Below are 13,148 nucleotides of genomic sequence, written 5' to 3'. Positions count from 1 at the left end.
GGGCACCGCAAAATCAGCGGGCCGGTCCGTCAGGCCGGCCCGCCCGGCCCGTCCTTCGTCCCGGCGGCCCGCGCCCGGGCCACCGCCAGGATCGCGTTGCGGCCCTCCTGGTCGGCGATCGACTGCCACAGGCCGATCAGCTCGCTGAGCTCCGCCAGCGGGCGCGGCGCCGGCGCCCCGAAGAAGGCGGCGAGCGGGACGCCGGTGGCGGCCGCGATCCGACGCAGGCGGGCGCTGGCGTCGCGCCGGCCGCCGCCCCGGTCCTCGACGCCGATCGCTTCCATGGCAGAGCACCTGAATTAGAGTACAGATCGCAGCTTGAAGCGATTGTTGCGTCTCGGAAGAGCCAATACAATTTATACGATCGGGGAATAGAGCAGCCCGAAGGCGTTATCCACGCCGATGTCTGAACGCATGGGTCTGGGTCGGCGGGCGCTGCGGCAGCGCAGCGTGCGGGATATCCGGACGATTCCTCGGCGGCCCGCCGCGATGCGACGCCGCGTCCGCGTCGCCGACACGCTGCAGCAACTCCGGGACCGCGATGAACGAGGCGTGCGCGGGAGCGCGCCGCGCGGATTTGATTTACCACGCTCCCAGTCATCCGGGCCGCTCGGGCGCGGATCGCGGTCCCGATCCATTGTCAGGAGGCTGCGCGACTCTTGCAGTGGGGAAGGCACCCGCGAGGGACCGACCAGGTTTGAGACGACGGTGACCGATCGTGGCACAGATCGACCATAACATCGCTGTCGCGACGTGGCTCACCCCCGTGCAGCCGGCCCATCCCGAGCGTCCGGGCCCGAACCGCCCCGACACCACCGCCGAGCTGGGCGACCTGTGGCGGATCCTGTGGCGGCGCAAGCGGCTGGTCCTCGGAACGGCGCTGCTGCTCGGCCTGCTCGCCCTCGCCTACGCGCTGATCACGCCCTCCCTCTACACCGCCACCGCGCAGATCCTGATCGATCCCCGCGACCGCCAGGTCGTCTCGAACGACGTCAACCCCGCCGGGCTGTCGCCAGACGGCGGCATCGCCCAGGTCGAGAGCCAGGTGAAGGTGATCGAGTCGGACGCCGTGCTGGGCCGGGCGGTCGATCAGGTCGGGCTCGCGACCGCGCCGGGCTTCGGCGCGCCGCAGGACGGCGTCGTCACGCGGGTCCTCGGCGAGCTCCGCGCGCTGGTGGCCGGGCCGAGGGCGGAGCGGCCCGTCGACGCCCGCGGCCGGGCGCTGGACCAGCTGCGGCGGCGGCTCGCGGTCAAGCGCGCCGACAAGGTCTTCGTCATCGATCTCGTGGTCACCACGACGGATCCCGATCTCTCGGCGCGGATCGTCAACGCCATCGCGAGCGCCTACCTGACGGACCAGACCGACGCCCGCTCGGACGCCGCCAAGCGCGCCGCGGGCGAGCTGCGCGGCCGCCTCGACGAGCTGCGCAACGCGGTCAACGCCGCCGACAAGAAGCTCGAGGATTACAAGGCGCGCAACGGCCTGATCGCGTCGAGCGGCCGGCTCGTGAACGAGCAGCAGCTCACCGACCTGAACGCGCGGCTGGTCGCCGCGCGCGCGCGGACGGCCGACGCCAAAGCGCGGCTCCAGGGGATCCGGGAGGCGCGCGGGCAGGCGATCGGGTCCGGGGCGATGCCGGAGGCGGTCCAGTCCTCGGTGATCGAGCGCCTGCGCGGGCAGTACGCGGAGCTCGCCGCCAAGGAGGCGGACCTGCGCACCAATCTCGGCGAGCGCCACCCGTTCATCGCCGCGGTGCGCGCCCAGATGCAGGACGTCCGCCGGCTGATCGACGCCGAGCTGAACCGCATCGCGGGCGCGGCGGAGACCGAGGCCCAGCGCGCCCAGGCCAACGAGCGGACCCTCGCGGCGGAGCTGGAGCGCCTGCAGCGGCAGTCGGCGGTGAACGCCCAGTCGTCGGTGCAGCAGCGCGAGCTCGAGCGCGAGGTCGACGCGGCGCGCTCGGTCTACAACGCCTTCCTGGTGCGCGCCCGGGAGATCAAGGAGCAGACCAGCATCGACAGCTCGAATGCCCGGATCATCACCGCGGCGCGGCCGCCGCAGGATCCGAGCTGGCCGCCGCGGCTGATCCTGGTCGCCGCCGCCCTCGCGGGCGGCCTCGGCCTCGGCGCGGGCCTCGCGCTGACGCGGGAATATCTGGCGCCGACCGTGCTCTCGCCGCGGCAGCTGGAGCGGCTGTCGAACGCCCCGGTGGTGGCCGTGCTGCCCGGCCTGCGGCCGCGGGGCGCGAGCGCGAGCGCCGCGAGCCTCACCCTCGACCACCTGGCCGCGACCTCCGGCGAGAGCGGCCACGCCCTGGCGCTGCTCGTCACCTCGGGCGAATCCGACGAGGCCGAGCGCCAGGCGGTGATCGGGCTGCTCGCAGCGGTCGCCGTCGCGCGCGGCGACCGCGTCCTGCGCGTCGACGCCGACCTGCGGGCGGACGGCTCCGGTACCGGCGGCCTCCTCGACGTGCTCCGCGGCGAGCAGAGCCTCAACGCCGTGACCCGGACGGACCCGGCCTCCGGCGCCCGCCGGGTCGGGCTCGGCGACACCGAGAAGCCCCTGCGCGATGCCCTGACCCCCGCCAATGTCGAGCGCTTCATCGCGGGCGTGAAGGGACGCTTCGACCTCGTGCTCGTCGACGGCGGCGTGCTGACCGAGAACCTGCGGCTCGGTCCCCTGGCGGCCGCCGCCGACCGGCTGCTGCTCGTCGCCTGCAACGGCGCGACGCGCCAGCGCGACCTGATCGACCTCGTCGACACGTCGGAGGCGCTGGGCCGGCCGATCTCGGGCTCCCTGCTCCTGACCCGGCGCAAGGCGTGAGGACCCTCCGGCAGACCGGCTTCGCGCGCCGCCACGATCCGGCGGCGCGCACGGGTCCGGTGCTGCGCGCCCTGCTGCGGGCGGAATCGGTGGCGCTGTCGGTCTGGGCCCTGCTCCTCGTCGGGGTCTCGGGCGGCCTCCTGTGGGTGCTCGGCCTCAATTACGAGGGGATCACCGGCTCGGCCGCCTCGAAGATCCACCCCGCCACCTACCTGGCGGTCGTCCTGATCGGCTGGACCCTGATGCGCGCGGGCAATCCGGTGATCCCGGTGGCCGGGGCGCTGAACCGGCGGCCGGCCAGCGTGCTCCTGGCCGCCTGCGGCGTGCTGCTCCTCGCGCTGATCGCGGCCCGGGGCGGCGCGGGCCTCGCCGGCTCCATCGACACCTTCGTGCTCGCCGGCCTCGTCCCGATCCTCCTGATGGATCGGGACGCCGAAACGCTCGGGCGGCTGGAGACGATCTTCCACCTCGTGATGCTCGCCAACGCCCTGCTCGGCCTGTTCGAGCTCGCGAGCGGCCAGCGCTTCTTCCCCTACCGGTTCGACGGCGTGGCGTTCGAGTCCGACACCCGCTCGGCGGCCCTTCAGGGCCACCCGCTGGCCAACGCGACCATGACGGCGTGCTACATCCTAGCGCTGGCAAAGGGCGGCGGCCGCCTGGCGCCGATGCCGCGCGCCGCCATGATCGTCCTCCAGCTCGTCGCCCTGGTCACGTTCGGGGGCCGCTCGGCCACCGTCACGACGCTGATCCTCGGCGGCGCAGTCGGGCTCGTGGCCCTGAACCGCACCCTGCGCACCGGCCGCGTCCCGCTGGCGGCGGCGGCCTGCGCGTGCTTCGCCCTGACGCTGCTGCCCGTGCTGGTCGCGGTCCTCGCCTCGGCCGGGTTCTTCGACACCCTGCTGGACCGGTTCGTCTCGGACGGCGGCAGCGCGCAGGCCCGGGTCGACATGCTCACGGTGTTCGACGCGATCCCGTTCCGGCAGCTCCTGCTCGCCCCCGACTTCCTGCAGGTGAACACGCTGCGCCGGATCTACGGCCTGGAATGGGGCATCGAGAACTCGATCATCTCGGCCGTGCTCTACCACGGCATCCTGGTCACGGGGGTGCTGGTGATCGCGGTGGGGCTCTACCTCGCGGAGATCGCGCGGGATTGCCGGCGCGGCATCTGGCTCCCGATCCTGGCCTTCGTGATTCTCGTGAACACGTTCGAGGGCCTCGCCGGCAAGACGACCCTGCTCGCCAAGTTCGCCCTGATGCTCATCGTCCTGTTCCCGCCCCTTCCGCGCCGCGGCTGAGTGGGCGCAGTGCCGCGGATCGGTCGAGGGCCGCCTCAGGGCCGGGCCCGCAGCCCGAGCGCCGCGATCAGGGCGGGATCGGCGACGTGCGCGTCGTCCATGAGGCCGAGGCCGTCGAACAGGTTCCAGAACGACCACGCGAACCCGTTCGCCTCCGCCGCCAGCCGCACGTCCCGGATGTAGGCGGCCCGGTCCGGCGCCCGGGACGCCGTGAAACGGGCGTCGGTGCGCAGGGCGCCGAACTCGCCCATCAGCACCTGCCCGCGCGGGATCCCGTAGAGGTCCGCCCAGGTCGCGACCGGCGCCATCGCGTCGGCGATGTAGGCCGGGCCGGGCGCGGCCTCGAAATACGCGTGCAGTTTCGCCTCGATCACCGCGCGGTCGCGCGCCTTCTCGGCCTGCGGCACCGTGCGGTCCGTCTCCATGCGCGCCCGCACCGCCTCGAGGGTCTCGCGCAGCGTGCCGCGGCTCCCGGGCCAGGGCACGGCGGTGAGCCAGCGGTAGAACGGCTCCTCGGTGAGCCAGGTCGCCCCCTGGTGGGAGAACAGGTACGGCTCGTAGAAGTGGAAGGTGTAGAGGAGCGGCGCGAACCGCGCGAGCGCGGCCGGATCCAGAGCCGTCAGGCCGGCGACGAGGCTGCCGCAGGAGCCGGTCGCCACCAGGGTGAGCGCCGGCGCGGCCGCGCGGGCCGCGGCCAGGAGCCCGTCCTGCACCCGGTTCCAGGCGCCGCCGCCGCAGGCCTGCGGCGGCTCGTTCACCGGCTCCAGGACCAAGCGGTCCGTGCCCTTCCGCGCGCACAGGCGCGCGAGGTCTCCGACGAGGTCGCGATAGGCCGCGAAGAGCGGCGCCCGGTCCGAGCCGTAGAACGCGTCGGGCGTGTAGTGGTGGGTCGCGGCGTTCGCCTGGACATTGACCAGGACGCGCAGCCCGGCCGCCAGCGCCGCGTCGACGGCCTCCGACAGGGTGCCGAGGAGTTCGGCGCGCCGCGGCCCCGTGAAGGCCACGAACGGCCCGGGATCGAGGGGCAGGCGCACGAAGTCGAAGCCGAACCCGGCGATCCGGGCGAGGTCGTCGCGGGTCGGCACCGGCCGTCCGGCCTGGAAGGGCGGCCACGCGTAGTCGGTCCGCGGGGGCGGGTACTCGGTGGTCAGCGAGAACCAGGGCCAGAGGGCGATGCCCCGGCGCAGGGCGACCGGCGCGGGACTGCCCTGGACGGGTCGGACACCCGCACCCGCCGCGAGGGCGCCGGCGAGCACCGACCGGCGGCTGGGGCCTACCATCCCGGACCGGCCGCGACGCTGACGGGCGCGGCCTCGGCGGCGCGCGCCGCGCGGTCCGGGGCCGGCGGGTAGCCGCCGACACGGCGCAGCGCGTCCTCGTAGGCGGCCAGCACGGCATCCCAGCGGAACTGCTCGGCGCGCGCCCGCGCCGCCGCGCGGGCCGCCGCGACCGCGGCCCCGTCGGAGAGCACACGCTCGATCGCCGCGGCACAGCTGTCCGGATCCGAGAAGTAGAACTGACCGTCGCCAGCCGTGCCCCGGTTGAACGGATTGTCGTGGGCGACCACGGCGTTGCCCGCCCAGAGCGCCTCGACCAGCGACGGGTTGGTGCCGCCCACCGTGTGGCCGTGGAGATAGGCCCGCGCGTGGACCCGCAGGGCCTGGACCTGCTCGGGCTCGTAGATGGCGCCGGGAAACAGCACCTCCGGCGAGGCGGCTGCCTCCACGGCGCGATGGTACGGGTTGCCGACCCTCAGCGTGCCGAGCACCACCAGCCGCACGCCGCGGGCACGGCGCGAGAAGGCCTCGACGAGCGTCAGGATGTTGTTGTCCGGCTCGATGCGGGCGATCGAGACGAGGTAGCGGTCGGGCTCGAGGCCGAGGGGCGGCGGCCCGACATCGGCCGCCGGGGGATCGCCGCCGTACGGGATGGTCGCGATGGCGCGGCGCGGCCTGCGACGGGCGAGGTGGTCGGCGATGACGGGATGGTCCGCCACCAGCCGCTGCGAGGACCACGCGGCGATCCACTCGCTGACGTAGAAGAAGGCGCGCACGGGCAGCGACCATTTCGGACGGCGCCACTCGATCCCGTCCATGTTGGTCAGGATACGCCCGCCCCTCGCCCGCAGGTAGGGCAGGAACGCGGCGCCGTTGTAGCCGAGCACGAGGCAGACGCCCCCGCGGGTCGCGGCATCGTGGGCGCAGATCGCGTCGAAGACGAGTGTCGCCGCGGGGCCGCGCAGGCCGATCTCCACGGTGATCAGCTCGACGCCGTTCCAGGTGCTGCACGCGATGCGCTCCCGCACCGTCTCGACATCCCTCTGGCAGTACACGCCGACCTGCCAGCCGCGTTCGAACAAGTAGAGCGCGAGACGTTCCGCGAAAGTCTCGAAACCACCGTGGGCGGCCGGGATACCGCGCGTGCCGAGAATAAGTAGTTTCGGTGCGCGGTCAGGCATGAAACTTCCTTTCCAATGTGTCGGCCCTATTGTAGATCCGAAGGATACAATCCCGACGACCGGCTTCTACAACTGCTAGTTGTTTATTCAATACAGAAATCATCTTATGGTAGACAATTTCGGACTGAGAGCGGCGCGCGACAGCGATCGTGCTGCCGCCCCCGCGCTGCGGGCCGTCGCCAACGCCGCGGCGGAGCTTCGGATCACGTGCGTCCACCAGGGATTTGAGCTGTACGGCTCGGATCGCTGCTTCATCGAGACCGTCCGCACGATCCGGGCCGCCCATCCGGGTGCGCGGATCGACGTGGTTCTGCCGCGACGCGGGCCGATCGTGGCCGCGCTGGAGCCCTTCGCCAGCGAGATCGTGATCGCCCCGCTCTGGATCCTGCGGCGCAAGAACCTGGCGCGCCTCGTAACCCTGGGTCTGATGGCTCTGCCCATCGCGATGATCCGTGCGTGGCGCCGCATCCGCGCGAGCGACCTCGTCTACATCAACACCACCGTGGTGGCCGACTACCTGCTGGCCGCCCGGCTGGTCCCCGGCCGGAGCATCGTCCACGTCCACGAGATCCCCGAAGGCGCCGTGCTGAAGGTCCTGCGCGGGCTGATCCGCTGGAGCGGCGCCAACGTGGTGTTCAACTCGCGCGCCACCGAGCGGGCCTACGCCCTGCCCCGCGGGGCGACCGCCCGGGTCGTCTACAACGGGATCGCGGGTCCCGCCGAGCCGAATCGGAGCGCCTACGACGGCTCCCGCCCGCTCCGCGTGCTGATGCTCGGCCGGATCAGCCGGATCAAGGGCCAGGACGTCCTCGTGGAGGCGCTGGCCTCCCTGCCGGAGCCCGTGCGTCGGCGGATCGCGCTGCGCATCGTCGGCAGCGCCTTCGAGGACGAGGCCCGCGAGCGGGCCCTCGTCGGGCGGATCGCCGAGGCGGGGCTCGCCGCGCAGGTCACGCTCGAGCCGTTCGTGGCCGATCCCGCCGCCCTCTACCGCTGGGCCGACGTGGTCACGATGCCGTCGCAGCGGCCCGAATCCCTCGGCCGCGTGGCGATCGAGGCGATGTCCTACGGCGTGCCGCCGCTCGTCACGGCGATCGGCGGCCTGCCCGAGGTGGTGGAGGACGGGAAGACCGGCTGGATCGTCCCGCCGGGCGGCCCGGAGCCGATCGCCGCCGTGCTGGCGGATCTGGTCGCCGACCCGGCGCGCTGGCGCGACTTCGGCCGGGCGGCCCGGGCGCGCTACCTGAGCCTGTTCTGGGAGGCCTCGGCGGCGGAGGGCATCGAGGCCATGGTCCGGACGACGCTGCGCCGCCCGACGGCGACGGATCCGTCCCGGGCCGCGGACGCTCCGGCGCGACCGGCCGCCTAGGATCCCCGCGCGTCCCCGCGGGACCGGCGTCGGTCCGGAACGGGCGTCCGCCCTGAGCGCGGGCGCCCTCGGCGTGACCGGGACGACCTCCTGCACGCCCGCGGTCCGTGGCCAAGCGCCGCGGTCGGGCCTGCTGCCGGCGCCGCGCAACGACCGGCCCGGGCGCGTCCCCTCACCGGCCCCGGCCGCCCGGGCACCGGGGACCCGTTCACGACGCAGCGGAAACCGACCCGCGCGGCCACCGTCACCCTGTGGACGATCGGCCGCGCGAGGATGCAATGCGGTGGCGCCTGACCGATGAGGCGTGCGGCGCGGGAACCCCTGCCCGGCCGGGACGGGGCGCGAGGACGAGGAGCGACATGGCGGCCAAGCTCGCGGTTCAGGAGACCGCGGATGCCCTGGACTGGGACCGGCGGGTCTGGGCCTGCCCGGGCGCCAACATCTATTGCGGCAGCCCCTGGGGCACCTACAAGGCGCGGCGCGGCCTGGAGGTGCGGCGGGCGGTCGTGTCCGGCGACGGCGCGGACCTCGCCTTCGTCCAGTGGCAGACGCGCCGGAAGGGGCCGGCGCGGTTCATCCACGTCCAGGGCGGCCCACTGCTGACCGCCGCGGGCGCGCACCGCGCGGAGGCGGTGCTCGCCGCGTTCATCGACCACCTCGCGCTCGGCCGGCTCGACGTCCTCGCCATCGACTACGAGCAGTTCGAGACCCGCGACGCGACGCTGGCGCTGCTGATGCACGGCTTCGCCCCGGTGATCGGCGCGCCCGACCACACCCTCGAGCTCGACCTGACCCAGGACCTCGACGCCATCCAGGCCGGCATGGAGCCGCGCTGGCGCAAGGCCCTGCGCAAGGCCGAGCGGAACGCCGAGGTGACGACGCACTTCCTCGAGGACAGGGCCGAGCGCCTCGAAGCCTTCGACGATTTCACCGCGATGTTCGCGGCCCTGCGCGAGCGCAAGGGCTTCGCCACGACGCTGCAGCCGGAGGCCTACCGCGACATCGCGGCCGAGGACGAGCGCCTGCTGTTCCTCGACGTCCGCGAGAACGGACGGCGCGTCCTCGTGCGGATCGCGCACCTGTCGGACAGCCGCTGCACGGATTTCTACACGGCCTCGAACGAGCGGGCCCGCGCGACGGGCGCCGCGACCCTCGCGGTCTGGCGCTTCGTGAAGCGGGCGAAGGAAGAGGGCTGCCGGGTCTTCGATTTCGGCGGGATCGATCCGGCGGCGAACCGGCCCGTCTTCGAGTTCAAGCGCGGCCTGTGCACCGACGTGGTCCAGCACAACCCGCTCTGGGTCTACAGCCGGACGCCGGCGCTGCGCAGACTGGCGCCGGCCCTGCTCGCGCTGCGCTAAGCGACGGGCCGGTCACGCGGCGCCGAGGGGTCGCGCCGGTCCCGGGCGCCGCGCCAGGGTCCGGAAGGCCGAGACCGACCAGACCAGCGTCGCCACCTCGGAGGCCAGCAGGCCGGCGAGCGCGGTGGCGGGCGGCAGCAGCAGCAGCGCCGGCACCATCACGGCCATCCCGAGGGCGGCGCTCGCCACCGCCCCCGCCGTGATGGTCCGGAACGCCGCCGAGGCCTCGAGATAGGCCCGCGGGATCGCGTAGAGCAGCGACACGGTCACCACTGCCCAGACACCGAGCCCGATCCAGCCCATCGGCTGCGCGGCGAACCGACCCTTGAACAGGATGTCCTCGACCAGCGGCAGGGCGGCCGCCATCACCGCCCCGTAGGCGAGACAGGCGCTGCCGAGCAGGATTCCGTTGCGGACGACGAGCCGGCGGGCGGCGTCGACCTGCCCGGCCGCGAGCAGCCGGCTGATCTCGGGCAGGATCATGTTCAGCAGCGCGCTCGCGGGGATGCGCAGCGGCGCGTAGAGCACGATCGTGGCGGCGATCGGCGCGTAGGCGGCGGGCCCGGCCAGGAGCGCCAGCAGCAGGGTCAGCCCCTGACCCTGGACCGTCAGGCTGGTGACGCCGGCGAGCGACCACGCCAGGGTCCGCCAGATGGCCCGGTAGCGGGCGCGCGCCCGCGCGTGCAGCGAGAAGCGGATCCGCTCGCGCAGCGCCGCGTAGGCCACCCCGATCGCGACCGCGTGCGCGAGCGCGATCGCCGCGAAGGCCCGATCGAGAAGGGCCGTGCCCTCCCCGTTCAGCCAGCGCGCGACGAGGAGACCGCCGCAGACCGCGTAGACCAGGTCGCTCAGGCCAGCGATCCGGGGCCGGCCGCGGGCGAGGAGCACGATCCGCAGGTAGCTGCGGAAGGCGTAGAGGCCCACGAAGGCCCCGGCCGCGAGGGCGCCGAGGCCGATCACCGGGATCAGCAGAAGGCCGACGGCGGCCGCCATGAGGCCGGAGACCAGCACCGCGCCCGAGCCGAACATCACGTCGTAGCCGAGCGCCGCCGGACGTCCCAGGCTCCGGGCGACGTGGATCGTCGCCGGGACCGCCACCAGGGCCCGGATGTAGGTGATGCCGACCGCCCCGACCGCGAAGACGATGGCGAACAGGCCGTAATCGTGCGCGCCGAGCGCGCGCACCAGCAGGATGTTGAGGAGGAAGTGGAACAGGCTCTGGGTCAGCTCGCCCGACAGGATCACGGCGAACCGCCCCGACAGGACGGCACGCATCGGTCCGGGCAGGCGGAGGCGGCCGGCGCCCGGGAGCCGGAGCCGATCACCGGGACGCGGCATCGAATCGGTCATGTGGGGGTGGACGGTCTCCGTGTGGGCGCGCGGTCCGGGCGCCGGCGCCGGGAAGCAGTCGGCGGCGCGGCATGGTCTCGCGACTCGCTCCCGGCCCGGCGCTCATGCCGGAGCGTCCGTTTCCGGACCGTCTCAGGTGATCCCCCGGAAGGCCCCGGACAGTGCGGCAAGGCAGCGCGCGAGGTCGTCCTCGTCCGCCCAGACGTGCGGGCTGATGCGCAGCGCGCCGGAGCGCTCGCTCACGTAGACCCGGTCCCGCTGCAGGCGATCGACGAGGCCCGTCGGCAGACCCGCGGGTGGCCGCAGACCGAGGATGTGCGGCGCCCGCAGGGACGCCGGCAACGGCGCCAGGCCGAGGCCGGCGGCCCCGTCCGCCAAGCGGTCCGTCAGCCCGCGCAGCCGGGCGGCGACGGCCGGAACGCCCCATTCGGCGATCTGCTCCAGCCCGGTCACGGCCATGAACAGCGCGACCGGATCGTTGAGCTCGCCCCGGTCGTAGCGGCGGGCACCGGCGGCCGGCGGGCGGTTCCCGATATTCTCCTCGATGGCCGCCCCGTCCTGCCGGTGCGGCGCTGCGTACAGGAAGGCGAGACCGTACGGTCCGAGAGCCCACTTGTAGGTCGGGAAGGCCAGGAAGTCCGGGCGCCACCGGGCGACGTCGACCGGCACGGCGCCCACGGCCTGCGTGGCGTCGATCACCAGGGCCGCGCCGGCGGCGTGGACCGCGGGAGCGAGCCGGTCGAGGTCGATCAGGCTGCCGTCGGTCCAGTGCAGCGGGGTCAGGGTGGCGAGGGCGAGCGGCGGGGCGCCCGGCCGGTCGATCGCGGCCGCGACCGCCGCGGTCCAGTCGCCGTCCAGGGGGCGCGGCACCTCCTCCACCACCAGACCTTGCCGGTCGGCCAGCCGATCGAAGGCGAAGCGCAGGGACGGAAACTCGTCGGCCACGCGGAGCAGGCGCCCGCCCGGCCTCAGGGTCAGGTTGCGGGCGGCCACCGCCATGGCGTGGCTGACCGCGCCGACGATCGCGATCTCGTCCGCGCCGGCGCCGATCAGCCGGGCGGCCGCAGCGCGCGCCCGCTCGGCCCAGGGCGGGACCGCCGTGCGGGGATGGTCCCAGGGACGGCTCTTGACCAGGATCCCCGCCTCGCCCGCCGCGCGCACGGCCCGCGGCAGCGGCGACCAGGCGGCGGCGTCGAGGTAGCTGACGTCGGCGGGCATCTCGAAGAGATGGCGCTGGCACGGGAGCGCCGCGGCGACGGATTCGGTGAACGCCATGATGCGCGACAGCCTAGAGGATCGGATCCGCCGGCACCACGGCCCGGACTCCATCGCGCGGCACCCAGGCCGCAAGCCGGCGCGCCCGGTCCGCGCGGGTCGGCGGCGGCGTGCCCCCTGGCGGACCATCGCATCCTGGGGCTCCGACGCTCCGGCGCCCTGTCGAGCCTCGCCGGACGCGACGGGCTGGTGGACTCGCCGAGGATCTGACCGTGATCCGCCCGAACGACGCCCGGCCCGACCGGCCGCGCCGGGTGTTCGGCGGGGGCGGCAGCTGAGCTGTTGTTCCGGGCCGTGAGCCTGTAGAGCCTCGGGACACATCGCCACGACCCGACCGAGACCCCGTGACCCTGCTCGCCGATCGCGCCCCCGCCAAGGTCAACCTGACGCTCCACGTCCTCGGCCGCCGCGTCGGTGACGGCTACCACGTGCTCGAGAGCCTCGTCGCCTTCGCGGGCACGGCCGACCGCCTGACGCTGGATCCCGCGGCACCGCTCAGCCTGACCGTCAGCGGCCCCACCGCCGGCCCCGCCGGCCCGACGGACGACAACCTCGTCCTGCGGGCCGCCCGGGGGCTCGCCGCTCGAGTGCCGAGCCTGCGCGTGGGCGCCTTCCACTTGGTGAAGCGCCTGCCGGTCGCGGCGGGGATCGGCGGCGGCTCCTCCGACGCCGCCGCGGCCCTGCGCCTGCTGGCGCGCCTCAACGGGCTGCCCCTCGACCACGAGGCCGTCGGCGCGGTGGCGCGGGAGACCGGCGCCGACGTGCCGGTCTGCCTCGACCCGCGGGCCCGGATGATGCGCGGCGCGGGCGAGGCGATCGGGCCGGCCCTCGGCCTCGCACCGCTGCCCGCGGTGCTGATCAATCCCGGCGTTCCGGTGCCCACCGCCCCGGTCTTCAAGGCGCTGGGCCTGAGCGTCGGCCAGGATCTCGCGGGCGCGCCGCACCCGACGATCCCGCGGTCCATGGCGAGCGACCCGCTGCTCCGGGCCCTGGCCGGGGCCCGCAACGATCTGGAGGCGCCGGCCCTGACCGTGGCGCCGGTGATCGGCGACGCGCTGGCGGCCCTCCGCGCCCAGGGCTGCCGCCTCGCGCGGATGTCGGGCTCCGGCGCGACCGTTTTCGCGCTGTTCGCCGACCGGCGCGCGGCCGTCCGGGCCGCCGCCGCCCTGCGCGCCGCCCATCCGGGATGGTGGGTGGCGCCGACCTTCCTGCGCTGACCCGG

The 13,148-nt window shown here is 74.2% G+C and carries 10 protein-coding genes; 5 read left to right on the top strand and 5 right to left on the bottom strand.

Annotated elements, in window-relative coordinates; genetic code table 11:
- Positions 1 to 29: 29 nt before the first annotated feature.
- Positions 30 to 284: a hypothetical protein gene (locus ACLBYG_RS06300; RefSeq protein ID WP_020090689.1), complete on the bottom strand. Its 255-nt coding sequence runs from the start codon at positions 282 to 284 to the stop codon at positions 30 to 32.
- A 434-nt stretch (positions 285 to 718) separates the two neighbouring features.
- Here ACLBYG_RS06300 and ACLBYG_RS06295 point away from each other — a divergent pair, with 434 nt between their 5' ends.
- Together ACLBYG_RS06295 and ACLBYG_RS06290 are read left to right on the top strand one after the other, a co-directional pair.
- Entirely contained in the window at positions 719 to 2,824 is a 2,106-nt protein-coding gene (locus tag ACLBYG_RS06295) for a GumC family protein (protein WP_447680913.1), read from the top strand.
- The gene (locus tag ACLBYG_RS06290) at positions 2,821 to 4,119 is read left to right on the top strand and encodes a VpsF family polysaccharide biosynthesis protein (protein WP_447680912.1); all 1,299 of its coding nucleotides are present in this window, start codon (positions 2,821 to 2,823) and stop codon (positions 4,117 to 4,119) included. Before ACLBYG_RS06295 ends, ACLBYG_RS06290 begins: the two co-directional genes overlap by 4 nt.
- Positions 4,120 to 4,154: 35 nt before the next feature.
- Here ACLBYG_RS06290 and ACLBYG_RS06285 read toward each other — a convergent pair whose 3' ends face one another.
- Both ACLBYG_RS06285 and ACLBYG_RS06280 read right to left on the bottom strand, forming a co-directional pair.
- Positions 4,155 to 5,399, bottom strand: a complete 1,245-nt coding sequence (locus tag ACLBYG_RS06285) for a glycoside hydrolase family 5 protein (protein WP_447680911.1) — start codon at positions 5,397 to 5,399, stop codon at positions 4,155 to 4,157.
- Positions 5,393 to 6,577: a DUF1972 domain-containing protein gene (locus ACLBYG_RS06280; RefSeq protein WP_447680910.1), complete on the bottom strand. Its 1,185-nt coding sequence runs from the start codon at positions 6,575 to 6,577 to the stop codon at positions 5,393 to 5,395. Before ACLBYG_RS06280 ends, ACLBYG_RS06285 begins: the two co-directional genes overlap by 7 nt.
- 106 nt (positions 6,578 to 6,683) lie before the next feature.
- On the opposite strand from ACLBYG_RS06280, the gene ACLBYG_RS06275 reads away from it, so the two are divergent.
- Both ACLBYG_RS06275 and ACLBYG_RS06270 read left to right on the top strand, forming a co-directional pair.
- Positions 6,684 to 7,943 carry a glycosyltransferase family 4 protein gene (locus ACLBYG_RS06275; RefSeq protein WP_447680909.1) on the top strand — a complete coding sequence of 420 codons (1,260 nt, stop codon included), beginning with the start codon at positions 6,684 to 6,686 and terminating at the stop codon, positions 7,941 to 7,943.
- 359 nt (positions 7,944 to 8,302) lie between these two features.
- Positions 8,303 to 9,301: a lipid II:glycine glycyltransferase FemX gene (locus ACLBYG_RS06270; RefSeq protein ID WP_447680908.1), complete on the top strand. Its 999-nt coding sequence runs from the start codon at positions 8,303 to 8,305 to the stop codon at positions 9,299 to 9,301.
- A gap of 12 nt (positions 9,302 to 9,313) precedes the next feature.
- On the opposite strand, the gene ACLBYG_RS06265 is transcribed toward ACLBYG_RS06270, so the two are convergent.
- Together ACLBYG_RS06265 and ACLBYG_RS06260 are read right to left on the bottom strand one after the other, a co-directional pair.
- The gene (locus ACLBYG_RS06265) at positions 9,314 to 10,651 is read right to left on the bottom strand and encodes a hypothetical protein (RefSeq protein ID WP_447680907.1); all 1,338 of its coding nucleotides are present in this window, start codon (positions 10,649 to 10,651) and stop codon (positions 9,314 to 9,316) included.
- A 132-nt stretch (positions 10,652 to 10,783) separates the two neighbouring features.
- On the bottom strand, positions 10,784 to 11,926 hold the full coding sequence (locus tag ACLBYG_RS06260) for an aminotransferase class V-fold PLP-dependent enzyme (protein ID WP_447680906.1): 1,143 nt from the start codon (positions 11,924 to 11,926) through the stop codon (positions 10,784 to 10,786).
- 344 nt (positions 11,927 to 12,270) lie between these two features.
- Between ACLBYG_RS06260 and ACLBYG_RS06255 the strand changes: the two genes are divergently transcribed.
- Positions 12,271 to 13,143: a 4-(cytidine 5'-diphospho)-2-C-methyl-D-erythritol kinase gene (locus ACLBYG_RS06255; RefSeq protein WP_447680905.1), complete on the top strand. Its 873-nt coding sequence runs from the start codon at positions 12,271 to 12,273 to the stop codon at positions 13,141 to 13,143.
- Positions 13,144 to 13,148 lie beyond the last annotated feature (5 nt).

Source organism: Methylobacterium sp. D53M (assembly GCF_053345625.1).
The sequence above is the reverse complement of the archived record's forward strand: the minus strand, read 5'-3'. Positions and strand labels throughout refer to the sequence as shown.

Coding starts and splice junctions, on each gene's coding strand:
- ACLBYG_RS06285 (WP_447680911.1), bottom strand. CDS start 5,399: ATGGTAGGCCCCAGCCGCCGGTCGGTGCTCGCCGGCGCCCTCGCGGCG.
- ACLBYG_RS06260 (WP_447680906.1), bottom strand. CDS start 11,926: ATGGCGTTCACCGAATCCGTCGCCGCGGCGCTCCCGTGCCAGCGCCAT.
- ACLBYG_RS06275 (WP_447680909.1), top strand. CDS start 6,684: ATGGTAGACAATTTCGGACTGAGAGCGGCGCGCGACAGCGATCGTGCT.
- ACLBYG_RS06280 (WP_447680910.1), bottom strand. CDS start 6,577: ATGCCTGACCGCGCACCGAAACTACTTATTCTCGGCACGCGCGGTATC.
- ACLBYG_RS06270 (WP_447680908.1), top strand. CDS start 8,303: ATGGCGGCCAAGCTCGCGGTTCAGGAGACCGCGGATGCCCTGGACTGG.
- ACLBYG_RS06300 (WP_020090689.1), bottom strand. CDS start 284: ATGGAAGCGATCGGCGTCGAGGACCGGGGCGGCGGCCGGCGCGACGCC.
- ACLBYG_RS06265 (WP_447680907.1), bottom strand. CDS start 10,651: ATGACCGATTCGATGCCGCGTCCCGGTGATCGGCTCCGGCTCCCGGGC.